The 24,323-nt window shown below is 57.7% G+C and carries 22 protein-coding genes; 5 read left to right on the top strand and 17 right to left on the bottom strand.

Annotated features, from left to right (window positions below; translation table 11 throughout):
• Positions 1-174: 174 nt before the first annotated feature.
• The 6 genes from ABD654_RS01560 to tig form a co-directional block, all read right to left on the bottom strand.
• A complete protein-coding gene (locus tag ABD654_RS01560; RefSeq protein WP_344701606.1) occupies positions 175-1,998 on the bottom strand; it encodes a SurA N-terminal domain-containing protein in 1,824 nt (607 codons plus the stop codon).
• Between the two features lie 162 nt (positions 1,999-2,160).
• Positions 2,161-2,433 carry an HU family DNA-binding protein gene (locus tag ABD654_RS01555; protein WP_344701604.1) on the bottom strand — a complete coding sequence of 91 codons (273 nt, stop codon included), beginning with the start codon at positions 2,431-2,433 and terminating at the stop codon, positions 2,161-2,163.
• Between the two features lie 192 nt (positions 2,434-2,625).
• Entirely contained in the window at positions 2,626-5,037 is a 2,412-nt protein-coding gene (gene lon, locus ABD654_RS01550; protein WP_344701602.1) for an endopeptidase La, read from the bottom strand.
• 199 nt (positions 5,038-5,236) lie between these two features.
• The gene (clpX, locus tag ABD654_RS01545; RefSeq protein ID WP_344701600.1) at positions 5,237-6,520 is read right to left on the bottom strand and encodes an ATP-dependent Clp protease ATP-binding subunit ClpX; all 1,284 of its coding nucleotides are present in this window, start codon (positions 6,518-6,520) and stop codon (positions 5,237-5,239) included.
• A 72-nt stretch (positions 6,521-6,592) separates the two neighbouring features.
• Positions 6,593-7,210, bottom strand: a complete 618-nt coding sequence (gene clpP, locus ABD654_RS01540) for an ATP-dependent Clp endopeptidase proteolytic subunit ClpP (RefSeq protein ID WP_344701598.1) — start codon at positions 7,208-7,210, stop codon at positions 6,593-6,595.
• A 72-nt stretch (positions 7,211-7,282) separates the two neighbouring features.
• Positions 7,283-8,638 (bottom strand): trigger factor, encoded by a 1,356-nt coding sequence (gene tig, locus ABD654_RS01535; RefSeq protein ID WP_344701596.1) that lies wholly within the window; start codon positions 8,636-8,638, stop codon positions 7,283-7,285.
• Positions 8,639-8,885: 247 nt separating this feature from the next.
• Between tig and ABD654_RS01530 the strand changes: the two genes are divergently transcribed.
• Complete coding sequence (locus ABD654_RS01530) at positions 8,886-11,393, top strand: EAL domain-containing protein (protein ID WP_344701594.1); 2,508 nt, start codon at positions 8,886-8,888, stop codon at positions 11,391-11,393.
• Positions 11,394-11,431: 38 nt separating this feature from the next.
• Here the strand turns inward: ABD654_RS01530 and ABD654_RS01525 are convergent, their stop codons facing one another.
• Positions 11,432-11,791: a hypothetical protein gene (locus ABD654_RS01525; RefSeq protein WP_344701592.1), complete on the bottom strand. Its 360-nt coding sequence runs from the start codon at positions 11,789-11,791 to the stop codon at positions 11,432-11,434.
• Positions 11,791-12,255 (bottom strand): flavodoxin domain-containing protein, encoded by a 465-nt coding sequence (locus tag ABD654_RS01520; protein WP_344701590.1) that lies wholly within the window; start codon positions 12,253-12,255, stop codon positions 11,791-11,793. Before ABD654_RS01520 ends, ABD654_RS01525 begins: the two co-directional genes overlap by 1 nt.
• Before the next feature lie 148 nt (positions 12,256-12,403).
• On the opposite strand from ABD654_RS01520, the gene ABD654_RS01515 reads away from it, so the two are divergent.
• The 4 genes from ABD654_RS01515 to ABD654_RS01500 all read left to right on the top strand — a co-directional run bounded on the left by ABD654_RS01515 (position 12,404) and on the right by ABD654_RS01500 (position 14,995).
• Positions 12,404-12,622 (top strand): DUF2788 domain-containing protein, encoded by a 219-nt coding sequence (locus ABD654_RS01515; RefSeq protein ID WP_344701588.1) that lies wholly within the window; start codon positions 12,404-12,406, stop codon positions 12,620-12,622.
• Positions 12,623-12,774: 152 nt separating this feature from the next.
• A complete protein-coding gene (locus ABD654_RS01510) occupies positions 12,775-13,536 on the top strand; it encodes an amino acid ABC transporter substrate-binding protein (RefSeq protein WP_344701586.1) in 762 nt (253 codons plus the stop codon).
• A gap of 17 nt (positions 13,537-13,553) precedes the next feature.
• Entirely contained in the window at positions 13,554-14,228 is a 675-nt protein-coding gene (locus ABD654_RS01505) for an amino acid ABC transporter permease (protein ID WP_344701584.1), read from the top strand.
• Positions 14,225-14,995 (top strand): amino acid ABC transporter ATP-binding protein, encoded by a 771-nt coding sequence (locus tag ABD654_RS01500; RefSeq protein WP_344701582.1) that lies wholly within the window; start codon positions 14,225-14,227, stop codon positions 14,993-14,995. Before ABD654_RS01505 ends, ABD654_RS01500 begins: the two co-directional genes overlap by 4 nt.
• A 99-nt stretch (positions 14,996-15,094) precedes the next feature.
• On the opposite strand, the gene ABD654_RS01495 is transcribed toward ABD654_RS01500, so the two are convergent.
• The 9 genes from ABD654_RS01495 to ABD654_RS01455 all read right to left on the bottom strand — a co-directional run bounded on the left by ABD654_RS01495 (position 15,095) and on the right by ABD654_RS01455 (position 24,000).
• Positions 15,095-15,412: an integration host factor subunit alpha gene (locus tag ABD654_RS01495; protein ID WP_344701580.1), complete on the bottom strand. Its 318-nt coding sequence runs from the start codon at positions 15,410-15,412 to the stop codon at positions 15,095-15,097.
• Between the two features lie 62 nt (positions 15,413-15,474).
• Positions 15,475-17,856 (bottom strand): phenylalanine--tRNA ligase subunit beta, encoded by a 2,382-nt coding sequence (pheT, locus tag ABD654_RS01490; protein WP_344701578.1) that lies wholly within the window; start codon positions 17,854-17,856, stop codon positions 15,475-15,477.
• A gap of 26 nt (positions 17,857-17,882) precedes the next feature.
• A complete protein-coding gene (gene pheS / locus ABD654_RS01485) occupies positions 17,883-18,902 on the bottom strand; it encodes a phenylalanine--tRNA ligase subunit alpha (RefSeq protein WP_344701576.1) in 1,020 nt (339 codons plus the stop codon).
• Between the two features lie 150 nt (positions 18,903-19,052).
• Positions 19,053-19,406: a 50S ribosomal protein L20 gene (rplT, locus tag ABD654_RS01480; protein WP_344701574.1), complete on the bottom strand. Its 354-nt coding sequence runs from the start codon at positions 19,404-19,406 to the stop codon at positions 19,053-19,055.
• Positions 19,407-19,468: 62 nt separating this feature from the next.
• Positions 19,469-19,663 (bottom strand): 50S ribosomal protein L35, encoded by a 195-nt coding sequence (rpmI, locus tag ABD654_RS01475; RefSeq protein WP_344701572.1) that lies wholly within the window; start codon positions 19,661-19,663, stop codon positions 19,469-19,471.
• A gap of 80 nt (positions 19,664-19,743) precedes the next feature.
• Complete coding sequence (infC, locus tag ABD654_RS01470; protein WP_344701633.1) at positions 19,744-20,283, bottom strand: translation initiation factor IF-3; 540 nt, start codon at positions 20,281-20,283, stop codon at positions 19,744-19,746.
• A gap of 12 nt (positions 20,284-20,295) precedes the next feature.
• Positions 20,296-22,218 (bottom strand): threonine--tRNA ligase, encoded by a 1,923-nt coding sequence (gene thrS / locus ABD654_RS01465; protein WP_344701570.1) that lies wholly within the window; start codon positions 22,216-22,218, stop codon positions 20,296-20,298.
• A gap of 208 nt (positions 22,219-22,426) precedes the next feature.
• Positions 22,427-23,296: an OmpA family protein gene (locus tag ABD654_RS01460; RefSeq protein WP_344701568.1), complete on the bottom strand. Its 870-nt coding sequence runs from the start codon at positions 23,294-23,296 to the stop codon at positions 22,427-22,429.
• A 236-nt stretch (positions 23,297-23,532) separates the two neighbouring features.
• Complete coding sequence (locus ABD654_RS01455) at positions 23,533-24,000, bottom strand: DUF2489 domain-containing protein (RefSeq protein WP_344701566.1); 468 nt, start codon at positions 23,998-24,000, stop codon at positions 23,533-23,535.
• Positions 24,001-24,323 lie beyond the last annotated feature (323 nt).

Genomic DNA, 24,323 nt, shown 5'->3' with positions numbered 1-24,323 from the left:
CGCAACAGTATGACTGTTAGAAAAAACGGGCACTTTGCTATGTGGCTTAACAGTCTTCTGTGCAACTGGTGATGTCTATTCTGCGTTACAGGATAGAACGTCAAAGCGCTTTGTAAGTAACAAAAAACGCCGGTTTTTACGCCGGCGTTTTCGTTAATGCGTGCAAAGCGCGTCTTAAAAATTCGACTTGATTGCGCCTTGCTGGTGCAAATAGTCAATCAGCCCTTGAACTGCTGCCTGCGAACGCAGTCGCTCAGCCATTTGAGCAACAAACGCCTCTATTTCGGCATCGGGCTCGCCGGCGGAAACGCGCTCCAGAGCGATGATGGCAACGCCGTCGGACGTCGCCACACGGCCATATCCCGCCTGGTCGTCTCCGGGCTTGGGCAGCCGGAATGCCGCATTGACGATATCACTGGGTACGGCGCTGCCAGCCTGGCGGGAAACGCTGTTGGCCTGCTGCCACGCCAAGTCCGTGGGCTTGCCAGCCTTGAGCCGATCAATCAGCGTGGCGGCACGGCGGGCCAGCGCCGCTTGCTGCTGCTGGGCCACGACCCGACGCTTGACCTCGTCGCGCACCTCGGCAAGCGGCAGCGTGGTGGCGTCACGGTGTTCAACCACGCGCAGTACCAGGCGGCGGTCTTTATCCAGCTCGATTACGTCGCTGTTATAACCGTCTTCCAGTACATCCTCGCTAAACGCCTTATCCATGACGCCGGGCTCGGAAAGTACGCCCTGCCCCGCATTGCGGGATACCCAGCCGCTGCGCTGTACGCGCAAGCCGATATCATCGGCCACGCTTTGCAAATCATCGGCGGCGAAGCTTTCATCAATCAGCTGTTGCGCGCGCTCGTTGAATGCCTCATCAACCTGGCGAGCCGCCAGCATCTGACGCAGCTTGTCACGCTGCTCGTCAAAAGACGGCCGATCGATGTCGGTTACCTTGATGATATGCAGGGCATCGTCCATAGCAACGGGCGCCGACACCTCGCCTTCGCTCAGAGAAAACGCCGCCTCGTCGAACGATTCGCCGAAGAAGCCGCGGCTGATTTCCCCCAGATTACCGCCGTTTTCGGCGCTGGCAGTATCGTCGGAGTAGCGCGCGGCGGTATCGGCAAAGCTTTTTCCGGCTTTCAGGTCATCCAGCGCCTGTTCGGCAACCGCCCGAGCCTGTTCACGGCTGCGTTCGTTGCCATAGCCGATCATGATGTGTGCGACGCGACGGCTGGCATCGTCGGTCTGCTCGCGCCACGCCTGGCGCAACTCGTCGTCGCTGATCGCAACGCTTTCCGCCATCGCCTGGCGGTCGAGCACTACGTAGTGAAGCTTGACCTGCTCCGGGCGACGAAACAGCTCGGTGTGCGCTTTGTAATAGGCTTGCATATCATCGGCGTCGGGGCTGACCTCAATGCCGGCGTTCTCTGCTGTCAGCTGCGCATAGCGAAAAGTCCGCGTCTGGCGCTGCAGCGCGGCCAGGCGCTCGCGCTCCGCTTCCGGGGTGAATTCGCTGAGCGCAAGCCCTTGCTGCAGCTGGCGCCGCATGATGTCGGCGCGCAGCTCGTTACGAAACGCCAGCGGCGTATAGCCAACGCGGGACAGGCGGTTGCGAAAAAGCTCGGGAGAAAAGCTGCCCTCCTGGTCGTGAAACTCCTCCAGGCTGACAATCAGCTGGTCGAGCTGCTCGTCGGAGATCTTGAATCCGCCGTCTTCGGCATACTGGGTTAAAAGCTTTTGAGTGATCAGCTGATCAAGCATGTCCTCACGCAGCGCTTTTTCCTGCTCCGGGGGAACCTGCCCTGAACGCATGGTGCGCTGCACCTCCAGCCCTACCTGCTGGCGGGTAATGGTTTCACCGTTTACCTTGGCTGCCTGGTCGGGATCTTCACCGAAGACACTAAACAGCGATTCCACGCCGAACAGCGCCATGGCGGCCACCATAACGCCGATGATTATCTTTGCGGCCCAGCTTTTGGCGCCGTCTCGAATACTTTGCAGCATGCTTGCCTCAGATAAACACGGCCAATCCCGCGTTTTTTCCCGCGTTAAAACATGACATGGGCGCACCGCTTGGCGATGCGCCCATGTCACCATGTCTTGAGAGCGTTATTGACAGCGTCACCGTTATCCGCGCCGCTCAAGTATCACCCAGCGCTCGACACCTTAGTTGACGGCATCCTTGAGCGCTTTTCCCGCCTTGAAGTTGGGCACTTTCGCAGCGCTGATTTCAATGGGCTGACCGGTTTGCGGGTTACGTCCGGTACGCGCAGCACGCTCTTTGATCGTGAAGGTACCAAAGCCTACCAGTGATACGCTTTCGCCCTGCTTGAGGCTTTCGGTGACGGATTCCACCATGGCATCCAGCGCACGGGTTGCCGCTGCCTTGGGTATATCGGCAGAGGCCGCAATGGCTTCAATCAGCTCGGACTTGTTCACACTTCACCCCTTGACTGGTTTAAAAAATGGCTCTGAAAGGCACGGTTAGCGGTTGGCTTGACGATCAAAGCGCAGCTGCAGTTTATAGCAACGCGGCAAAATGACTGTCAAGCAACCGTGCCGCAAAATGCCCGCCATACAAGGCTTTGGGCGTTATTTCAGCATTGGCGAGCCGCCTTGCAGCGGCTTAGTTCAATGCGTGTTAATCAGCGCATCGTCTACCGCAGATCGTTTCTGGTCGGCTGCGACGCTGCTTTTTGTGGCGCCGTCACTCAAGGCAATCGCGAGCACGTCGTCGATCCATTGCAGCGGCCGAATATCCAGCGCTTCTGTGATATTGTCCGGTACTTCCTTGAGATCACGGCGGTTTTTTTCGGGTATCAGGACGGTCTTTATACCACCACGCCGGGCTGCCAGCAATTTCTCCTTGAGGCCACCAATCGGCATGACTTCACCGCGCAGGTTGACCTCGCCGGTCATGGCCACCGCACAGCGCACCGGGCGGTTACTATAGGCCGAGACCATCGCTGTGACCATGGCAATACCCGCGCTGGGGCCGTCCTTGGGCGTGGCGCCTTCGGGCACATGAATGTGCAGGTCTTCCTCTTCGAAGCGCTTGGCGTCGATACCATACGCCTCTGCGCGGGCACGCACCACCGTATGGGCAGCGCTGACGGATTCTTTCATCACATCACCCAGCGAGCCGGTCTTGTTAACCCGCCCTTTGCCCGGGGTCACTACCGACTCAATCGTCAACAGCTCGCCGCCTACTGAGGTCCAGGCAAGCCCAGTGACGCGGCCTACCTGGTCATCCTGGTCGGCCAGGCCGTAGCTATAGCGGCGTACGCCGGCATAGTGCTCAATATCCTGCGCGGCAAGCACGCTGCTCGCACTCGCCGTTTCCCCTTTGCGCTCCTGCTCGACCCGCTCGCGCAGCACCTTGCGCGCCACCTTGGCCACCTGGCGCTCAAGTTCGCGCACGCCGGCTTCCCGGGTGTAGTAGCGAATCAGCTCCAGCAGCGCCTCGTCGTCAAGGTCAAACTCGCCTTTTTTCAAGCCGTTCGCCTTGATCTGCTTGGGCAGCAGGTAGCGCTTGGCAATCGCCAGCTTTTCGTCTTCGGTGTAGCCCGGCAGCCGAATGATTTCCATCCGATCAAGCAGCGGCTCGGGGATGTTCATCGAGTTGGCGGTACAGATAAACAGCGTTTCCGACAGATCATAGTCCAGCTCCAGATAGTGGTCGCTGAAGCTGTTGTTCTGTTCCGGGTCCAGCACTTCAAGCAGCGCCGATGACGGATCGCCGCGATGATCCATGCCCAGCTTGTCGACCTCGTCCAGGAGAAACAGCGGGTTTTTTACGCCTGCACGGGTCATGCGCTGAATCATCTTGCCGGGAAGCGAGCCGATATAGGTGCGCCGATGGCCGCGAATTTCGGATTCGTCGCGCACCCCGCCCAGCGCCAGCCGCACGTACTTGCGGTTGGTAGCCCGGGCGACGGACTGCCCGAGGGATGTTTTGCCTACCCCCGGCGGCCCCACCAGGCACAGCACCGGGGCTTTCATCTTGCGTACGCGCTTTTGTACTGCAAGATATTCAAGGATGCGCGACTTGACCTCGTCCAGCCCGTAGTGGTCTTCATCGAGCACCTGCTGGGCCTTGACCAGATCGTGCTTGACGCGAGTGCGCTTTTTCCACGGCACGGCGACCAGCCAGTCGAGATACGAACGTACCACGGTGGCCTCAGCGGAGTTGGCCGACATCATCTTGAGCTTGTTGAGCTCTTGGGTGGCTTTCTCGGCCGCCTCCTTGGGCATACCGGCAGACTCGATGGCCTGCTCGTACTTTTCCACCTCGTTGGGCACGTCATCCAGCTCACCCATCTCTTTCTGGATGGCCTTCATCTGCTCATTGAGGTAGTACTCGCGCTGGGTCTTCTCCATCTGCTCTTTGACCCGCGAGCGGATACGCTTTTCAACCTGCAGCAGATCAATTTCCGACTCGATCAGCGCCATCAGGTGCTCGATACGATCGCGCACGCGATCCATCTCCAAAAGCTCCTGCTTATCGCCGATCTTCAGCGATAGATGCGCGCAGATGGTATCCACCAGGCGACTGGGATCTTCAATGCCCGATAGCGAATTGAGCACTTCGTTAGGAACTTTTTTCGACAGCTTAACGTATTGCTCAAACTGGTTAAGCAGTACGCGCACCAGCGCATCGCGTTCGCGATCCGTTAACGGCTCGCTGTCACGCGGGGCGATACGAGCCTGCGTATAGCCTTGCTCGTGCTCTGTGACGGCGGTGACATCGGCGCGGAAATCGCCTTCGATCAGCACCTTGACCGTGCCGTCGGGCAGCTTGAGCAGCTGCATGATATCGGCCACCGTGCCCATGGCATAAAGGTCGTCGTGACCGGGCTCGTCTTCGGCGGCTTCGCGCTGGGCCACAAGCAGTACACGCTTGTCGGCTTCCATGGCCGCTTCCAGTGCCTGAATGGACTTTTCACGGCCGACAAAGAGCGGAAGGACCATCTGCGGGTAAACGACAACGTCCCGCAGCGGTAACAAGGGAAAACACTGTGACTTTTCGGCGTTCTGCTGCATCGCAGACGTTCCTCAACAAATCGGGTGAACTTCTCAGCGGCTAAAAAAGACACCGCTGAAAACTGAAACGAATAGCGGATACCCCTGCGGCGCAATCGCAACCCCGCCGGGCAGGTGGCGTCAGGCAAATAAAAGGGGCCGCCAAGGCGACCCCTTCAACTGGCGCGATCGGTATCAGCCAGGCCGGCACAAAAGCACGTCAGCCATCCGTGCCGTCGCTGCGGGTCGGTTCCTGCTGCTGGGCATAGATCAGCAGCGGCTCGCTTTCCTTGGCGATAACCGATGCGTCAATCACGACCTTGCTGACACCGTCGAGCGACGGAATGTCATACATCGTATCGAGCAGAACAGACTCCAGAATGGAGCGCAGCCCGCGGGCGCCGGTCTTGCGCGCCATGGCATTGCCGGCAACGGCGCGCAGCGCGTCTTCGCGAAACTCAAGGGTGACGCCTTCCATCTCGAACAGTTTGACGTACTGCTTGATCAGCGAGTTCTTGGGCTCGGTCAGAATCTGAATCAGCGCATCTTCAGTCAGCTCGGTCAGCGTAGCGATCACCGGCAGGCGCCCGACGAATTCAGGGATCAGGCCGAACTTGACCAGGTCATCGGGCTCAACGTCAGCCAGCACCTCGCCTACGCCGCGCTCGGTATCCTTGCTCTTGACGCTGGCATTAAAGCCGATGCCCGCCTTGTCGGAACGGTCGCTGATGACCTTGTCCAGACCGGCAAAGGCACCGCCAACGATAAACAGCATATTCGCCGTGTTGACCTGTACAAACTCCTGCTGCGGATGTTTGCGCCCGCCCTGGGGCGGTATCGAGGCCGTAGTCCCCTCGATCAGCTTGAGCAGCGCCTGCTGCACGCCTTCGCCGGAGACGTCGCGGGTAATCGACGGGTTGTCGGACTTGCGCGAAATCTTGTCGATTTCGTCAATATAAACAATGCCACGCTCTGCCTTTTCGACGTCGTAGTCGCACTTTTGCAGCAGCTTTTGGATAATGTTTTCAACGTCCTCGCCCACATAGCCGGCTTCCGTCAGCGTGGTCGCATCGGCAATGGTAAAGGGTACGTTCAACAGCCGTGCCATGGTTTCGGCGAGCAGTGTCTTGCCGCTGCCTGTCGGGCCAATCAGCAGGATGTTGGATTTACCCAGCTCAACATCGCTTTCCGTTACTTCGGATTTCAACCGCTTGTAGTGGTTATACACCGCGACGGACAGAACCATCTTGGCGCGATCCTGCCCGATGACATAGTCGTCAAGCGTGTAGCGAATCTCGCGAGGCGTCGGCAGACGCTCTTCGTCGCTCTCGGCATCGGCTTCGAGAACTTCCTCGCGAATAATGTCGTTGCACAGGTCAACGCATTCATCGCAGATATACACGGACGGACCGGCAATCAGCTTGCGTACTTCGTTCTGGTTTTTGCCGCAGAACGAGCAATACAGCAGCTTGCCTTCTTCGTCCTTGCCTTTGCCGTCGGCCATTGGCGTACCTCTTACACTGCGGCGGCAAAAGCCGCCGAAAAAGCTCGTTGATAAAGCGGGTTCATCACGCTATCAGGATGTCGGCCGCTTATCCAGCACTGCGTCGATCAGGCCGTAGTCTCTGGCCTGTTCGGCAGTCATGAAATTGTCGCGGTCGGTATCGCGCGCCACCGTATCGATGTTTTGCCCGGTATGATGCGCCAGTATCTGGTTGAGGCGATCACGGATGCCGAGAATTTCACGGGTGTGGATTTCGATATCCGATGCCTGGCCTTGATAGCCGCCCAACGGCTGATGAATCATCATCCGTGAGTTGGGCAAGCAAAAGCGCTTGTCCGCCGCCCCGCCGGCCAGCAGCAGCGCGCCCATGCTCGCCGCCTGGCCGATGCACACCGTAGACACATCGGGCTTGATAAACTGCATGGTGTCGTAGATCGACATGCCCGCGGTGACCGAGCCGCCCGGTGAATTGATGTAAAGGTGTATATCCTTGTCCGGATTTTCCGATTCCAAAAACAATAGCTGAGCCACGATCAGGTTGGCGGTGTAGTCTTCCACCGGCCCCACCATGAAAATCACGCGCTCTTTGAGCAGGCGCGAATAAATATCGTAGGATCTTTCCCCTTTGGCGCTTTGTTCAACCACCATGGGCACCAGGCCACCGGCGTTTTGAATATCCAACTCACTCATTTGGGTGATTCCTTGCGTCCGGTCAGGGAGAGGCGCGCCGCCAGGCAGCGCGCCGCGTAGGGTCAGCAGACGCTAGGCGTTGGCGCTTTCTTCATCAGCGCCGTCTTCCTCGCGCTGCTCAGCCTGCTGCTGAGCGGCGGCGAGCGCCTGCTGGTAGCTCATGTTGACATCGCGCACCTGCGCCTGTTCCAGAAGCTTCGCAACGGCTTTTTCTTCCAGAATCGCGGATTTTACCTGGGTTTTCAGCTGTTCGTTGCCCATGTAGTAGTCAACGACTTCCTGGGGATCCTGATACTGCCCGGCAAGCTCTTCTACCTTGGCCTTGATATCGTCGTCGCTGGCGTCGAGCTCATTTTGCTTGATGACCTCTGCCAGCAGCAGCCCTACCTGAACCCGGCCTTTCGCCTGCTCTTCAAAAAGCTCGTTGGGCAGCTGGCTGACGTCGAAGTCTTCGCCAAGGCCAAACTGCTGTGCCGCCTGGCGTTTCATGCCATCAACTTCCTGCTGTACAAGCGCGCTTGGCACGGGGATATCGTTGGCGGCCTTGAGCGCATCAAGCACCTGCTGCTTGACACGATTGTCCACGGCCTGTTCGGCTTCGCGGCTCATGTTCTTCTTCACTTCTGCGCGAAACTCGGCGACATCTCCGCTTTCCACGCCGAAACGCTCGATAAACGTAGCGTCAACGTCCGGCAGCACCTGGGCTTTAACCTCGTGCACCTTGACTTTGAAGGAGGCTTCCTTACCGGCCAGGTGCTCTGCCTGGTAGTCTTCCGGGAAGGTGACTTTCACCGTCTTTTCATCGCCTGCCTTCGCGCCTTCCAGCTGCTCTTCAAAGCCGGGGATGAAGCTGTTGGAGCCCAGCACCAGTTCGTGGCCTTCGGCGCTGCCGCCGTCAAACGGCTCATCGTCGATGAATCCCTGAAAGTCGATCTTGACCTGATCGCCGTCGGCGGCGGCGCGCTCGACAACCTGCCAGTCGGCGTGCTGTTTGCGCAGCGTTTCAATCATCTCTTCAACGTCTGCCTCGGCGATCTCAACCACCGGACGCTCAACGTCGGTGCCCTCAATGGAGGCCAGCTCCACCTCAGGATATACCTCCATGGTGGCGACGAATTCCAGATCCTGGCCGGCTTCGTTAACGGTCGGATCAATGGACGGGTAGCCTGCCGGATTCAGTGCCTCATCCGTGATGGCGCGGACATAGCGCTCGCGCATGACTTCGCCCACAACGTCGTTGCGCACGCTCGGGCCGTAGCGCTTCTGGACAACGGACATCGGCACGCGACCCTGGCGAAAACCATTCAGGCGCGCGGTCTTCGCGGTGTCTTTCAGGCGCGCACTTACGGCCTCGTCGATTTCGGCAGCCGGCACCTGGATGGTAAGACGGCGTTCGATCGGGGAGGTCGTCTCGACGGAAACTTGCATGAACTGTCCTCTAGCGGCTGGGCGATGGGTATTCGCAATAAAAAATCAGGGATCAATTTTAAGAATCCCGGCGCAGGCTGGCAAGCGCCTTGCGCGTAATGATGGGGGCCTGGTGGCATAATGCAACCCTGTCACAAGCATTAAGGGCTTTTTGTCAGAACGACACGGGAAAACGGGCAGACATGATAAGCTTGAAAACCAACCGTAATGTACGAATCCATATTGGGCATAGACCAGTGCGGCACTTATGAATCAAGAGCTTTCTATCTCGCGCATCATGCAAACCGGCCTGCTTGAATGCGCGCCTCAGACACCGCTGAACGAAGCGGCCAAGCGCATGGCGGCGCGCTGCTGCAGTGCCATTCTTGTGGTCGAGCACGATGCGCCCGTCGGCATCTGGACAGAACACGACGCTCTCGCCGTCGATTTTCGTGACGCAGCCGCCGTACACCGCCCGATCGCCGAATGCATGAGTCAGCCAGTGGCCACGATCAGCGCTGACGAATCGCTGGGCGAAGCCGCGATACTGATCAAGGCGATGGGCTATCGCCATCTGCTGGTCGTCGACGGCGATAGCCCGGTAGGCATCATATCGCAAACGGATATCGCGCTGAACCAAGGGCTTGAGCCCTATCTAAAGCTACGGGAAGTGCACGCGGCCATGCGCACCCGCCCTCTCACGCTGCCCGGCAGCATGCTGCTGGCCGATGCCGCGCAGGCGATGCACCACCAAGCCTACGAAGCGGCCATTGTGCTGTGCAGCGACGCCTCTTTGGGCATTCTGACCGAGCGTGATCTGGTGCGTTTTATTGCCCAACATCCGGGCAATACGCCGATTGCCGCCTTGGCCAGCCGGCCGCTATTGACCGTTGAGCAAAACGCCCCGCTGCTAAAGGCCCGCGACCTGCTGATCAATCATCGTATCCGCCATTTAGCGGTGCTTGATGACAGCCAGCGGATCAGCGGGCTGCTTGGCTTTCGCGATATGCTGGCCGGCGCCGAGCAGTACTATCTCAAGGATTTACGCGAGGCGCTGGAGCAGCGCGACTCAGCGCTGGCCCGTTCGCACCAGCACCTGCAGCTGGCGGAAAAGGTTATCGATTCCTCGCTTGAAGGCATCATCATTACCGACCCGAACGTGCGCATCGAGTTCGTCAACCCAGCGTTTACCCACCTGACGGGCTATACGCTGGAAGACGTGACCGGGCGCAACCCTGGCGTATTATCCTCCGGGCGGCAGGACGCCGCGTTTTATCAAAAGATGTGGCAGACGCTGAAACAGCACGGCTTTTGGCGCGGCGAAGTGTGGAATCGTAAAAAGTCCGGGGAGCTTTATCTTGAACTGCTCACTATTACGGCTATTTATAACGAACAGGGCAACGTGCAAAACTACGCCGGCCTTTTCGCCGACATCACCCATATTCGTGAAAATGAAGAGCAAATTCGCCACCTGGCTTATTACGATGCGCTTACACGGCTGCCCAACCGCCGGCTGTTGGTCGACCGTATCAAACTGGCCGTTCGCCATGCGCACCGTGCCCAGGAAGCGCTGGCGGTCATTTTTATCGATCTGGATCATTTCAAGCAGGTTAACGACACGCTGGGGCACGCCCTTGGCGATGAGCTGCTGCTCCAGACCGCCGAACGTATGGGCAAAAAGCTGCGTGAAGACGACACCCTGGCACGCCTTGGCGGAGATGAGTTTATCGCCCTGCTGCCCAGCGTCAGCGGCTTTGCCGAAGCCATCCGTATTGCCCAGCGCCTGATTGATACCGTAAGCGCCCCTTTTTGCATCGAACGCCACACTTTTCGCATTGGCTGCAGCCTGGGCATTAGCCTGTATCCCGAGGATGGCACAACGGCCGAGGCGCTGATTCAAAGTGCGGATGCAGCGATGTATCGGGCCAAGCATGAAGGACGCAACACCTACCGCTTGTATCGCCCGGAAATGGACATCCAGGCGCAGGATAGCCTGGCCCTGGAGACACAGCTACGCGATATGCTGGAAGACGGCAGCGGCTTGGTGATGCACTACCAGCCGTTGTTTAGCCGACACAGCGGCTGTCTTTGCAGCGCTGAAGCGCTGGTCCGGTGGGAGCATCCGGTGCGCGGCCTCATTTCACCGGGCGAATTCATTCCGTTGGCAGAGCGCTCGGGGCTTATCCTGCCGCTGGGCAATAGAGTGCTGGAATGCGTGATTGACGACATGAAGCGCTGGCAACAACAAGGGCTGACGCCGGTGCCCATAGCGATCAACCTGTCCGCGGCACAGTTCTGGCAGACCGGCTTTGCCGCCGGCGTCCGCCAAAAACTGCAGGACGCCGGTCTCTCGCCTCGCCTGATCATTTTTGAACTGACCGAAAGCATACTGCTGGACAGGCACGCCCAGGGCCTGGCCGTTTTGCAGTCGTTGAGCGATAGCGGCTTTCGTATTTCTCTGGACGATTTCGGCACCGGCTATTCTTCACTGAGCTATCTACAAAATATTCCGGCCTACAGTCTGAAAATTGACCGTAGCTTCATCACCGCGCTGGATAGCCAAACCCGCAGCAGCCGCGCGATTATCGCCGCCATTGCAAGCCTTGCGCGTGAGCTTGGATTGACCGTCGTCGCCGAAGGCGTAGAAACGCGCCGTCAATGGGATGAGCTGGGGCGCTACGCCATCGATCTGGTGCAGGGGTTTTATGCTGCACGCCCTGTACCTGCCGAAAGCTTTATCGACTGGCTGCACGCGCCTCGGTTTGCCCCGGCGTAGAAGCACGCATGCTACCCGCTGGAAATATATGCAAAGTGTTAACGGCGCCATAGCGTTACCGCATACAGTAACAGCCCGAGCGTAGCACCGTGAGACAGGCTAACCGCCCAGCTGTGAGCGGTGCCGAAAAGCGAGTATCCGCTGAACACCAACGCCAGCCCCAGCGCCAACAGGCCGGCCAGGCGCAGTAAAAGCCGCGGCAGACGCTGCCTGCCGGCTTTATCCAACCAGCGCCACTGCACCGCCATTACCGCGGCAATGGCGGCGGCACCCAGCAGCACCAGCGTTTGGCGCGTTTCATGGCCGCCGGCTATATAGCGCGGCAGCGCTGCCAGCATAATTGCGCATAGCCCCACGCCAAGACTGATGCGCTCCGGCGATGCCGTCTGCTTGATCATCACGCCACCTTGAGCCGGTGTTGTTCAATCCATTGTTCTACCCAGGGCACGGCGGCATCATCGGCCATGAAGGTCTCCATGGCGTCCACTTCAAGACGCTCGCCCAGCCGCGTAGCGCCCAAGCTTTCCAGCAGCGCATCCAGCGTACGCCCGGCACCGCAAAACGTCTCTCCGTAGGAGCTGTCACCCAGGGCGATAAGCCCGTAGCGCAGCCCGTCAAGTGACGGGCTCTGCTCCTCAAGCGCGCGCGCAAAGGGCACAAAGTTACCGGGGAAGTCGCCGCTGCCGGTGGTAGAAACGCAAAACAGCACCAGCGCCGTATCCTGAGCTGTCAGCATGGCCGGGGTGGCCTGCTCGGTAATCTCGACGCTGTACCCGGCGTTTTCAAACAGCGGCATGACCTGTTCGGCCACGTCCAGCGCACCACCGTACATAGTGCCAACCACAATAGTAAGCTGCGACATGTAGCAAGTCTCTCCTTCTGATGGCCTCTTTTGCCGATGTTTCCGCGGCAAACGTCGACAAATACCCGATAAATTTGGTCAAATATTAGCACGTTGATATTCGTTGGCGCACGTCCGCCCGGGCAATGCACCCCAGCCGAGGTTACCAATGGAACCCACTTTACAGCAGACATTCGAAGCCTGGATCACACCGCTGATGATTGGCGGGCTGATCGTTTTTATGTGTTTTATCATTTTTGATCTCGCCAAGAAATCCAACGCCGGCCGCTTTGGCACGATTATGCTGTTTATCGTGCTGGGGGCGGGGATGTTCGGCTACGTGCTCAAGGTGGTGATCACCTGGATCCTTGAAGGCGGCTTGGGCTGACCGCACCGACGCAGCGCGCGAATCCGGCATTTTTCACGCCGACCTGTTGGCGGCGGAAGCACTTTCCTTTATCGTCCCTCTAGCTCAGGAATAAGAAAAACCACTTTGATTCCTGAAAAGAATATAAATAGAAATGAATTGCTGGAGTACTCATGCTGCGAACCTTTAGCCTGCTTCCCCTGCTGGCCTCCACCGCCCTGGCGCTGGCCGGTACTGCTCACGCTGACGATGACGTGCTGAAGGTCGGCATGTCGGGCAGCTACTTCCCCTTCACGTTTGTCGAAAAAGACACGCTGCAGGGCTTTGAAGTCGATGTCATGCGCGCCGTTGCCCAACAAATGGATACCGACGTTGAGTTCGTCACCGCCAGCTTTTCGGGACTGTTTGGCATGCTCGAGTCGGGGCGCGTGGATACCATTGCCAACCAGATCACCATCACCGATGAACGCCAGCAGAAATATCTGTTTTCCGCGCCCTACGTGTATGACGGCGCTCAGGTGGTAGTAAAGCGCGGCAATGAAGAGATCAAGGGCGTCGAGGATCTGGCCGGCAAAACCGTGGCCGTCAACCTTGGCTCCAACTATGAACAGCTGCTGCGCGAGCTGCCCTACGCCGACGACATCGAGATTCGCACCTACGAAAGCAACATCGAGCAGGATACGGCGCTGGGCCGCGTGGATGCCTTTGTTATGGACCGGATCAGCGCAAGCCAGGTCATCCAGGAAAAACCGCTCCCCCTGGCGCTAGCCGGCAAGCCGTTTTCCAAACTGCGTAATGCCCTGCCCTTCCGCGACACGCCGGCCGGCCGCACGCTGCGCGATCGGGTCGACAGCGCTCTGGAAAAACTTCGCAAGTCCGGCAGGCTCAGCGACATATCCAAGCGCTGGTTCGGCAATGATATTACCCGCCCCTGAGGGAACGTTGATTTTTCATGAACCTGCTTGACGTTCCCTACATGCTCGAGCTGGTGCCGATCCTGCTGCGCTACCTGCCCCTGACGCTGGGCATGGCCGCCGCGGGAATGGTGCTGGCGCTGTCGCTGGCCGCCGGACTGGCCGTCATTCGCGTGTTGCGCCTGCCGGTGCTTAACATAGCAACGCTGCTGTTCATCTCGTTTTTTCGTGGCACGCCGCTGCTTGTCCAGCTTTTCCTGTTCTACTACGGCCTGCCCCAGGTCATGTCGGTGCTGACCACCATTAACGGCATAACGGCTACCGTCATGGGGCTGACGCTGCATTTTTCTGCCTATATGGCCGAATCGATTCGCGCCGCCATTGTCGGGGTGGATCGCAGCCAGACCGAGGCAGCGCTGTCCATCGGCATGACCCAGGGCCAGCTGATGAGGCGCATCGTACTACCCCAAGCCACGCGTATTGCGGTACCCACGCTGATGAACTACTTCATCGACATGATCAAGGCCACCTCGCTGGCTTTCACGCTGGGCGTGACGGAGCTGATGGGAGCAACGCAAAAAGAGGCTGCGGGCAGCTTTTTGTATTTCGAAGCCTTTATTGTGGCAGCGGTAATCTACTGGGCCGTGGTCGAACTGCTGGCCTGGTGCCAGCGGCGGCTGGAACATCGACTCAACAAGGCATATCGCCGATGATTCGGATAACCAACCTCGTCAAGCGCTTCGGCGGCGCCGCAGTCCTCGACGGCATCGACATGGATATTGCCCGGGGCGAGATCATCGTGGTGATCGGCCCTTCGGGCACCGGAAAGTCAACGCTGCTGCGCTGTTTGAATTTTCTCGAACGCCCCGACGCCGGGCACCTTGTACTGAATGATCTCGACATGGACGTAGCGACGGCCAGCGCGCGTTCGATACTTGCGGTCAGGCGACGCACGGCCTTTGTCTTTCAGAACTATGCGCTGTTTGCCAACAAGACAGCGCTGGAAAATATCGCCGAAGGTCTGCTCGTGGTTCATCGCTGGCCCAGACACAAAGCCCATGCCCGTGCGCGTGACATTCTCGAGCGTATCGGGCTGGCCGACAAGGGCGATGCCTATCCGGCCTCCCTGTCCGGTGGGCAGCAGCAGCGCGTCGGCATCGGGCGAGCCATGGCCGCGCGAGCCGACGTCATTCTCTTTGATGAGCCCACCTCTTCGCTAGACCCCGAGTGGGTGGAAGAAGTCCTGGAACTGATGAAACAGCTGGCCGCCGAGCGGCAGACCATGCTGGTGGTCACCCACGAGATGAACTTTGCCCGCGACGTGGCCGACCGAGTTATCTTCATGGAAAGCGGACGCATTGTTGAGCAGGGCCCGCCATCGCAGCTGTTCAGCGCGCCGCAGGATCCGCGCACCCGCGCTTTTTTACGCAAGATGCTTGCCGGGCAATCAGACGAGACGGCCCTAAAAGCGGCCAAATAATACCCGAAAAAGCCGGCGCCGAAGGACACCCTCGCAGGACGGGGAATGCCTGGCGGCATTCCCCGTGACAAAAAGCGGCCCGTGAAAAAAACGGCGGCTTCAGGCGTCTTTATCCGAACGCTTTTTCGCCGTGAGCTCTTCGACCTGCTGCTTGAGCTTCTGCCCGGGGCGAAAGGTTACCACCCGGCGAGCGGAAATCGGGATTTCTTCCCCGGTTTTAGGGTTGCGACCGGGCCTTTCACGCTTGTCGCGCAGTTCAAAGTTGCCAAATCCCGACAGTTTGACCTGTTCGTTTTCCCTCAGGCAGCCGCGAATTTCTTCAAAGAAGGTTTCCACCACTGCTTTGGCTTCGCGCTTCGACAGTGCCAGTTCGCTATGCAGATGCTCAGCCAGCGCTGCTTTGGTCAATGCACTCATAAAGCCTATCCTCCCGCCGGCGCCTTTTCTCGACTGGCGCCGGCTTGCGGCGGCGGACTCAATTAGCCGCGCAGCTCGGCATTAAATTCACGCTTGATCTGCTCAACGATTGAATCCACCAACTGATTGATTTCATCGTCATTTAGCGTGCGCGATGGATGCTGCCAGGTCAAGCCCAGAGCGACACTCTTGTAGCCCTGGGCCACGCCTTGCCCGGCGTACACGTCAAACAGACGTATCTCTCTTAAACAGTCACCGGCGTTCTCTCTGGCAGTATCCAAAAGCGACTGTACCGGCACGCCATCGGCAACGCGAAAGGCCAGATCACGGCGCACTTCGGGATAGCGCGATAGCGGCCTGAACGCAGGCACGCGCCCTTCACTCAGCGCTTCAAGGCTGACTTCAAACCCGACCGCTTCGGTTTTAAGCCCTACCTGACGGGAAACCTCGGGATGTAGCGTGCCCAGCCAGCCGGCATGCTTACCCCGGTAGAAAATCTGCGCGCACTGCCCCGGGTGCAGCGACGGATGCTTGCCGGATTGCATACGCCAATCCTGCGGGCTGCCGCCCAGAGCAAAAAGGCTCTCCAAGTCGCCTTTGACATCGTAAAAGTCCAGCGGCTTGGCCGCGCTGCTCCAGCCTTCCGGATAGCGTAAGCCGCAGGCCAGCGCACCGAGCATCGGTGTTTGGCTCAAGTTATCCAGGTGGCCGTTGAACACCAGCCCCGTTTCAAAAAGCCGTACCCGAGACTGCTGGCGTTTGAGGTTATAGTCCACAGCTCGCACCAGTCCGGGGAGCAAACTGGCCCGCATAACCGACAGATCGCTGGAAATCGGATTGGCCAACGCAGGCGCTACCGCATTGGGCAGCATCGCCTGCTGCAGCTCTGGGGCCACAAAGCTATAGGTTATGGCTTCCTGATAGCCCCGCGCCACCATCTGCCGGCGCAGCTGGGCCTGGCTGACTCCGGCCTCGTTATCCGGGCGCAGGGCGAGGCGCATCGCCGGGCGTCGTACCGGCAAATTGTTGTATCCGTGAATGCGCGCTACTTCTTCAATCAGGTCTTCTTCGATCGCCGCATCAAAACGCCAGCTGGGCGCGGTCACGTCCCAGCCGTCGGCCGTTGCCGCCACATCAAATCCCAGCCGGGCGAGAATATCTTCCACATCACCCGCATCCAGTGTCTTGCCCAGCACTTTTTCCAACCGCCGAGCGCGCAGCGTAATACGCCGAGTATCCGGACAGTGCACGTCGCTGACCACTTCGGTAAGCGGCCCGGCTTCACCGCCGCAAATAGCCAGCAGCAGCGCTGAGGCCCGCTCAATCGCGGTTGCGGTCAGTTGAGGGTCCACGCCGCGCTCAAAGCGGTGGGAGGCTTCGGTATGCAGCCCGTAAGAGCGTGCCTGGCCGGCGATCGCCAGCGGGGTGAAAAACGCCGATTCAAGAAAAATCGTACGCGTTGACGCACTCACGCCTGAGCCTTCCCCGCCCATCACACCGGCAACGGCCAGCGGCTTTTGATGATCGGCAATGAGCAGCGTTTCCGGACGCAGCGAAATTTCCTGGCCGTCGAGCAGCGTCAAACGCTCGCCCTCTTGCGCCTTGCGCACGACAATGCCGCCGTCAAGATTGTCGCGATCAAAGGCGTGCAGCGGCTGACCCAGCTCAACCATGACATAGTTGGTGACGTCTACGACCGGATCAATCGCACGGATGCCGCTACGCCGAAGACGCTCTGTCATCCATAGCGGTGTTTCGACATTTACGTTGACGCCGTGGATAACACGCCCGACATAGCGGGGACAATGCTCCGGCGATGCAATATCAACCGGTAGCACCGTATCGTGGCCGACCGGCACCGGCGACGTATCGGGTGTCTCTACCGCCAGGCGATTAAGAGCGCCGAGCTCTCGCGCCAGGCCTTTCAGGCTCAGGCAGTCACCGCGATTGGGCGTCAGGTCAATATCGATCGCATTGTCATCGAGTGCCATATAGCGGCGAAAATCTTCACCCACCGAAGACGTCGCCGGCAATACCATAATGCCCGGTGAAGCCTCTTCTGCCAGCCCCAGCTCGGACTCCGCGCAAATCATCCCGTTTGATTCCACACCGCGCAGCTTTGCCTTTTTAATCTTGAAATCGCCGGGCAGCATGCCTCCTACGCGGGCAAAGGGCACTTTCTGCCCCGCCGCCACGTTGGGTGCGCCACATACCACCTGCACAGGCGCCGGCGAACCATCGTCGACGGTGCAAACACTTAGCTTGTCAGCGTTGGGATGCGGCTCCCGGGTCAAGATTTCGGCGACAACAACGCCGGTAAAAGCCTTGGCAACCGGTTCGATCGCATCGACTTCCAGCCCCGCCATGGTGGCTTGATCCGCCATGGCCTGCGTATCAAGCCGCGGAGACACCCACTCACGCAGCCACTGTTCAGAAAACTTCATGTTCTATCCCGTATTTAGCGCAAGACTCAGGCAAACTGCCGCAAAAAGCGCAGATCGTTATCGAAAAACAGGCGCAAGTCGTTAACGCCGTAGCGCAACATCGCCAAACGCTCGGCGCCCATGCCAAAGGCAAAGCCGCTAAACTGCTCGGCATCAATACCCGAATGACGAAATACCGCAGGATGCACCATGCCGCAGCCCATCACTTCCAACCAGCCGCTGCGAGAACATACGCGGCAGCCTTTGCCGCTGCATATCACGCATTGAATGTCCACTTCCGCGGAGGGCTCGGTAAACGGAAAATACGACGGCCGAAAGCGAACGGATAAGTCCTCGCGCTCGAAAAACGCGTGGAGAAAATCCTCGATCGTCCCCTTCAAGTCGGCAAAGCTGATATCTTCATCAACCAGCAACCCTTCTACTTGATGAAACATCGGCGTATGGGTCAGATCCGAATCGCTGCGGTATACCCGGCCCGGGCAGACTATTCGTACGGGCGGCGTGCTGGTCTCCATGGTGCGCACCTGCACCGGCGAAGTATGCGTGCGCAAAAGCCTTGTCGCATCAAAATAAAACGTATCCGCCATACCGCGCGCCGGATGATGGGCCGGAATATTCAGCGCTTCAAAGTTATGGTAGTCATCTTCGATTTCCGGCCCCACCGCCACGTCAAAACCGATGCGAGTAAACAGCTCTTCGATACGTTCCAGGGTACGCGTTACCGGATGCAGCCCGCCGGGTACCTGGCCGCGGCCCGGCAGCGTGACGTCCAGCGTTTCAGCGGCAAGCCGTGCATCCAGTGCAGCCTTCTCCAGTTCCTGGCGCTTTTCATCGATCTCACCTGCAAGCGCTTGCTTTGCACGATTGATGCGCTCGCCGGCGGCGGGGCGCTCTTCCGCTGCCAGCTGACCCAGCCCCTTGAGCAAGGCTGTAATTTCGCCCTTTTTTCCCAAATAGCGGACACGCAATTCTTCTAGTGCTGCAACGCTTTGCGAGGCCCGTATCGCGGCACGCGCGTCAGATACCAGGCTAGGAAGATGATCCATCCGATTGACTCCGAGTTTGACGTTTGCCCGTTTATCAGAAATATCGCAACGACAATGCCAAAAAAACAGGGGAAGAGCGGCTGCTCTTCCCCTGTACGGGTCACGTGATGAGACCTATGACATTGCGTACGCGCAGGTAACGCGAATGTTTTAGTGGGCAGCCTTGGCTTTTTCCACAATCGCAGCAAAAGCCGCTTTTTCATGGACAGCCAGGTCGGCTAACACCTTACGATCAATTTCGACGCCGGCCTTTTTCAGGCCACCAACAAAACGGCTGTACGACAGGCCGTGCTGGCGAGCGCCGGCGTTGATACGCTGAATCCACAGCGCACGGAATTGGCGCTTGCGATTGCGGCGGTCACGATACGCGTACTGGCCGGCTTTGATGACGGCCTGCTTGGCAACGCGGAACACGCGTGACCGGGCACCGTAGTACCCCTTGGCCTGCTTCAATACTTTTTTATGGCGACGACGGGCGACTACGCCACGCTTAACACGAGTCATAACACACTCCTGACTTTATAAGACGGATAGCGCAGCATTGCGCTTCCTGAAGATCCAACCGTTTACAGATTCGGCAGCATGCGCTGAACCAACGCCTTGTCGGCGTCATGAATCTGGCGCATACCGCGCAGCTGGCGCTTACGCTTGGTCGACTTCTTGGTCAGGATGTGGCTGCGAAAGGACTGCTTGTGCTTGAAACCGTTAGCGGTTTTCTTGAAACGCTTGGCAGCACCGCTGTTGGTTTTGATTTTCGGCATGAGAATAGCTCCGCTCGATATTCTTTAGAAAATCCAAGGCCTGCCAGCGTTGCCGCTGGCCCGTTTAACCGGCCGTTGGATCACTTCTTCTTCGGGGCAAGTATCATGATCATCTGGCGCCCTTCCATTTTCGGAAAGGACTCCACAGACCCGATACCTTCGAGGTCGTCGGCAATTCGTTCCATCAGCTTGCGGCCGATGTCCTGATGCGCCATTTCGCGACCGCGAAAGCGCAGTGTGACCTTACCCTTGTCACCACTTTCCAGAAAGCGCATCAGGTTTTTAAGCTTAACCTGATAGTCACCTTCGTCAGTGCCAGGACGGAATTTGACTTCCTTGACCTGGATCTGCTTTTGCTTTTTCTTTTGCGCTGCTTTCTGCTTTTTCTGTTCAAAGACGAATTTGCCGTAATCCATTATCTTACAGACAATGGGATCGGCATTCGAAATTTGCACGAGGTCCATTCCCGCTTCGTTGGCACGCTCAAGGGCATCGCTCGTAGGAACAATGCCAAGCTGCTCACCGTTGCTGTCGATGAGGCGCACCTGGTCTACGGTAATTCGCTCGTTCATTGGTGGGCGTTTGTCTTGTGGGCGCCCGCGCTGGTTGCTTCGCTTGATTGCTCCGTCTCCTTAGGCAATTGACGATGTCGTCAGAACTGCTCTCTCAGTGTCAAGACGCTGAATAAGGGCTTCAACGCTCATTGTACCAAGATTTTCACCGTTGCGCGTACGTACGGCAACCGAGTCAGCCTCAACTTCCTTATCTCCTACCACCAGGAGATAGGGAACCTTTTGCAGCGTATGCTCACGGATTTTAAAGCCAATTTTCTCATTCCTCAAGTCAGCTTTAACCCGTAGCCCCGTCGTTGCCAGGCGTTTTTCCAATGCCAGGGCGTAATCGCGCTGCGCATCGGTGATCGTCATGACCACAGCCTGCTGCGGTGCCAGCCATAGCGGCATAGCACCGGCGTAGTGCTCGATCAGGATACCCAGAAAGCGCTCAAAAGAGCCCAGAATGGCGCGATGCAGCATGACCGGCACCTTGCGACTGCCGCCTTCATCAACATACTGCGCTCCCAGCCGACCGGGCAGATTGAAGTCGAGCTGCAGCGTACCACATTGCCAGATACGATTGAGACAGTCCCGCAGCGAAAATTCGATTTTGGGGCCGTAGAAGGCACCCTCACCCGGCTGCAGCTCCCATTCCAGGCCTGTTGCGTCAAGCGCCGCCTCCAACCCTTTTTCCGCCTTTTCCCAAAGAGCGACCTCACCTAGAAAGTCGTCCGGGCGCGTGGACAGTTTCAGCTCGACGTCGTCAAAGCCCAACGTTTTATACACTTCCAGGGTTTGTGCAATAAATGCTTCGGCTTCGGACTGGATCTGCCCCTCGGTACAGAAAATATGCGCGTCGTCTTGCGTAAAATTGCGCACGCGCATCAAGCCGTGCAGCGAGCCCGACGGCTCGTTGCGATGGCAGCTGCCAAACTCTGCCAGGCGCAACGGCAGGTCCCGATAGCTTTTCAAGCCTTGGTTGAACACTTGCACATGACACGGACAGTTCATCGGCTTAACCGCATACTCGCGCTTTTCCGACTCGGTGGTAAACATCAGTTCGCTATAGTGGCCCCAGTGTCCGGATTTCTTCCATAGCGAAAGGTCAACCACTTGCGGCGTCTTGATCTCCTGATAACCGTGCCGCATCTGGACGTCACGCATATAATCTTCCAGCGCTCGGTACATGCTCCAGCCGCCAGGATGCCAGAACACCATGCCCGGTGCCTCTTCCTGGAGGTGAAACAGGTCCATCTTGCGCGCAAGCTTGCGGTGATCGCGCTTTTCAGCTTCTTCAAGACGCTTGAGATAGGCTTTGAGCTGTTTCTTGTCTCCCCAGGCCGTACCGTAAATGCGCGTCAGCATGGGGTTGTCCGCGTCCCCGCGCCAGTAGGCACCGGCCAGCTTGGTCAGCTTAAAAGCCTTGAGGTGACGCGTATTAGGCACGTGCGGGCCGCGGCACATGTCTATATATTCTTCGTGGTGGTAAAGCCTGATCGTTGTATCTTCAGGAATATCGCGTACGATTTCCTGCTTATACGGCTCATCCCTGTGCAGAAACGTCAGCATTGCCTTATCGCGATCGACATACTCGCGTACAACGTCATATTCCCGCTTGATCAGCAGCTGCATGCGCGCTTCGATGGTCTCAAGGTCATCGGGCGTAATCGACTGAGCAAAGTCAATGTCGTAGTAGAAACCGTCGTCGATAACCGGCCCGATTGCCATTTTTGCACTCGGGTAAAGCTGCTTGACCGCATGCCCTACTAAGTGAGCACAGGTGTGACGAATTATCTCCAATCCTTCAGGATCCCGAGCGGTGACGATTGCCACTTCAGCATCGTGTTCAACAATATCCGAGGCATCCACGAGTACGCCGTCAATTTTTCCGGCAATACAGGCTTTCGCCAGGCCTGAGCCAATGGATTCCGCCAGCTGCATAATAGTCAGCGGTTCATTCAGTGAACGCTGGCTACCGTCAGGCAAGGTGACTATGGGCATTCAATTTTCCTTGAGCGCAGTGGTGATCCACACCAAGGATCACGTGTCGCTATCAATGGGCGTTGTCGGCAATGTTGCGGCACTTAAAGCCGCGGCAAGCAAGCAGCCTAGCAAAGTTTTGGCATGGCATAAACAAAAGACGGAAGGCACGCTGGCCCTCCGTCCGATGCATAGTGTGTCTATAACCTGACGAGGTTACAACGTTGCTTTATTTCCACTCATCCAGCATGACACGACGGTTCTCTGCACGCCCCGCCGGTGTTTCGTTCGTAGCGATGGGACGCTCTTCGCCGTAGCCAACAGACTTCATACGGTCCTGGTGTACACCGTTCGACTGCAGGTAGCTGGCAACGGATTCTGCGCGACGCTGAGACAGCTCTTTATTATACCGTGCGCTGCCTACGGCATCGGTATGGCCTTCAATGCGAACACGTGCGTTGGCGTTATGCACCAGCTTTTCAGCAACATCATCCAGCTCTTGTTCGGCTTCGGCCGTCAGCTTGGCAGAGTCAAACTCAAAGTGAACGCCATCCAGCACCAGATTTTCCGGGCAGCCAAGCGCGTTGACTTTCTCACCGGCAGGTGTATTCGGACACTGGTCGCGATAATCGGCTACGCCATCGTTGTCAGAGTCGAGCGGGCAACCCTTGGCATCGACGGCAACACCGGCCGGCGTACCGGGGCACTGATCCCGATAGTCCGCTACGCCGTCATTATCAGAGTCAAGCGGGCAGCCTTCTGCATCAACAGCAACGCCTGCCGGTACTTCACCATAGCCAGGGCATTGGGGTTTAACTTCTTCACTTTTATCCGCGCAAAGATACGCTGCCAGCGCAGCACCGGCGGTGGCACCGATTGCCGCGCCGCTATCTTCGTCAGACTCACTGGTGGTTGCATAGCCTAGGCCACCGCCAATCACACTGCCGGCAAGGCCGCATACCATCGGGTGTTGATACCAGCTTTTGTCCGCGTCATAGCCCGCTGTTTGACCTTCGGACTGTGATGCCGAGCTAGCACAGCCAGAAAGACCAACGGCCAAAGCAGAACCGAGTAGCAGACCAGTCGTTGATTTTTTCATGCAACACTCCTTTTTTGATCCAATGCGTAGGGCTGCGTGATACGCGCCCCATTTGGCTTTTTTCCTGTTTGGGCTGGTATTTTTCTAAGGAAAGCCCGCTCACACGATCCTCTGGCTAACAGCAACCGAAGACGTATCGTTCAAGCCATATCTGCCCGAATAGCGTCACCGCCTGAAAAGCGGGCAGTACCATTCTAGCATAAAGCTCATCGATGTATTTTCAATGGGATATTGCATTAATGCAGCGTCTTTCCACCCTTCGCTCGCCAACGGATAACAGCCCTCGCCGCTTCGATCACTGGCTGGTGCATTTCTTTTTCCACGCTCAGGCGCTCCTTGTCTTCACGCATGCGCTCTCGCGGTGAAAGCGCTTTACGAGCGGAATGCGTTTTCAAATGCTGCGTTCTGCTGTAAACATCGGAGAAAGCAAGAAATTCTTGCCTCTCAACAAGTGAAGGTTCAATAATTTCCAGCAACACCTTGCAACGCCAGGCACCTTCCGTAATGTTGACCTGGTCTTGGACCAGAGCAGTCGATACATAATCCAGGTTTTCCAGGCTGTTGGTGATCGCACGTGCATCTTCTTCTTTACGAAAATCTGCACGACGCTTTACCTCACGACGAAGCCGGATGGCATATATACCCAAAGCAAAGATGACAACAGTACCGGCGGCTAAGAGAATCATCGCTGTATTTGTGCTCATGGATGCTACCCAATTCGGTATAAATGAGTACAACAACTATACAAAAAATAAAGGCCTATAGATATCTGAAAAGGACTCCTTTCCGGCTCACGGATAGTGTAACGCTTTCGCCCTTCGTGCTTTCATATATACACCTGATCCATAGTAGGGTTAACTCGTGAACCCAGCCAACATCATGATATCAACGTATTCTAGCCCAAAGCGCAGACATGAAAAGCCGCACACAAAAAACCCGGCACGTGGCCGGGTTCTCTGCGTATTAATGCCTGACGATGTCCTACTCTCGCATGGGGAGGCCCCACACTACCATCGGCGCTGAACGG

It is taken from the genome of Halomonas cibimaris (genome assembly GCF_039537045.1).
Lineage (GTDB): Bacteria > Pseudomonadota > Gammaproteobacteria > Pseudomonadales > Halomonadaceae > Vreelandella > Vreelandella cibimaris.
Note: the sequence above shows the minus strand (reverse complement) of the source record. Positions and strands in the feature narration are given on the sequence as shown.

Excerpts from the sequence above, each read along its gene's own strand:
- ABD654_RS01560 (WP_344701606.1), bottom strand. The coding sequence starts at position 1,998 with ATGCTGCAAAGTATTCGAGACGGCGCCAAAAGCTGGGCCGCAAAGATA.
- lon (WP_344701602.1), bottom strand. The coding sequence starts at position 5,037 with ATGCAGCAGAACGCCGAAAAGTCACAGTGTTTTCCCTTGTTACCGCTG.
- clpX (WP_344701600.1), bottom strand. The coding sequence starts at position 6,520 with ATGGCCGACGGCAAAGGCAAGGACGAAGAAGGCAAGCTGCTGTATTGC.
- clpP (WP_344701598.1), bottom strand. The coding sequence starts at position 7,210 with ATGAGTGAGTTGGATATTCAAAACGCCGGTGGCCTGGTGCCCATGGTG.
- tig (WP_344701596.1), bottom strand. The coding sequence starts at position 8,638 with ATGCAAGTTTCCGTCGAGACGACCTCCCCGATCGAACGCCGTCTTACC.
- ABD654_RS01530 (WP_344701594.1), top strand. The coding sequence starts at position 8,886 with ATGAATCAAGAGCTTTCTATCTCGCGCATCATGCAAACCGGCCTGCTT.
- ABD654_RS01525 (WP_344701592.1), bottom strand. The coding sequence starts at position 11,791 with ATGATCAAGCAGACGGCATCGCCGGAGCGCATCAGTCTTGGCGTGGGG.
- ABD654_RS01520 (WP_344701590.1), bottom strand. The coding sequence starts at position 12,255 with ATGTCGCAGCTTACTATTGTGGTTGGCACTATGTACGGTGGTGCGCTG.
- ABD654_RS01515 (WP_344701588.1), top strand. The coding sequence starts at position 12,404 with ATGGAACCCACTTTACAGCAGACATTCGAAGCCTGGATCACACCGCTG.
- ABD654_RS01510 (WP_344701586.1), top strand. The coding sequence starts at position 12,775 with ATGCTGCGAACCTTTAGCCTGCTTCCCCTGCTGGCCTCCACCGCCCTG.
- ABD654_RS01505 (WP_344701584.1), top strand. The coding sequence starts at position 13,554 with ATGAACCTGCTTGACGTTCCCTACATGCTCGAGCTGGTGCCGATCCTG.
- ABD654_RS01500 (WP_344701582.1), top strand. The coding sequence starts at position 14,225 with ATGATTCGGATAACCAACCTCGTCAAGCGCTTCGGCGGCGCCGCAGTC.
- ABD654_RS01495 (WP_344701580.1), bottom strand. The coding sequence starts at position 15,412 with ATGAGTGCATTGACCAAAGCAGCGCTGGCTGAGCATCTGCATAGCGAA.
- pheT (WP_344701578.1), bottom strand. The coding sequence starts at position 17,856 with ATGAAGTTTTCTGAACAGTGGCTGCGTGAGTGGGTGTCTCCGCGGCTT.
- pheS (WP_344701576.1), bottom strand. The coding sequence starts at position 18,902 with ATGGATCATCTTCCTAGCCTGGTATCTGACGCGCGTGCCGCGATACGG.
- rplT (WP_344701574.1), bottom strand. The coding sequence starts at position 19,406 with ATGACTCGTGTTAAGCGTGGCGTAGTCGCCCGTCGTCGCCATAAAAAA.
- rpmI (WP_344701572.1), bottom strand. The coding sequence starts at position 19,663 with ATGCCGAAAATCAAAACCAACAGCGGTGCTGCCAAGCGTTTCAAGAAA.
- thrS (WP_344701570.1), bottom strand. The coding sequence starts at position 22,218 with ATGCCCATAGTCACCTTGCCTGACGGTAGCCAGCGTTCACTGAATGAA.
- ABD654_RS01460 (WP_344701568.1), bottom strand. The coding sequence starts at position 23,296 with ATGAAAAAATCAACGACTGGTCTGCTACTCGGTTCTGCTTTGGCCGTT.
- ABD654_RS01455 (WP_344701566.1), bottom strand. The coding sequence starts at position 24,000 with ATGAGCACAAATACAGCGATGATTCTCTTAGCCGCCGGTACTGTTGTC.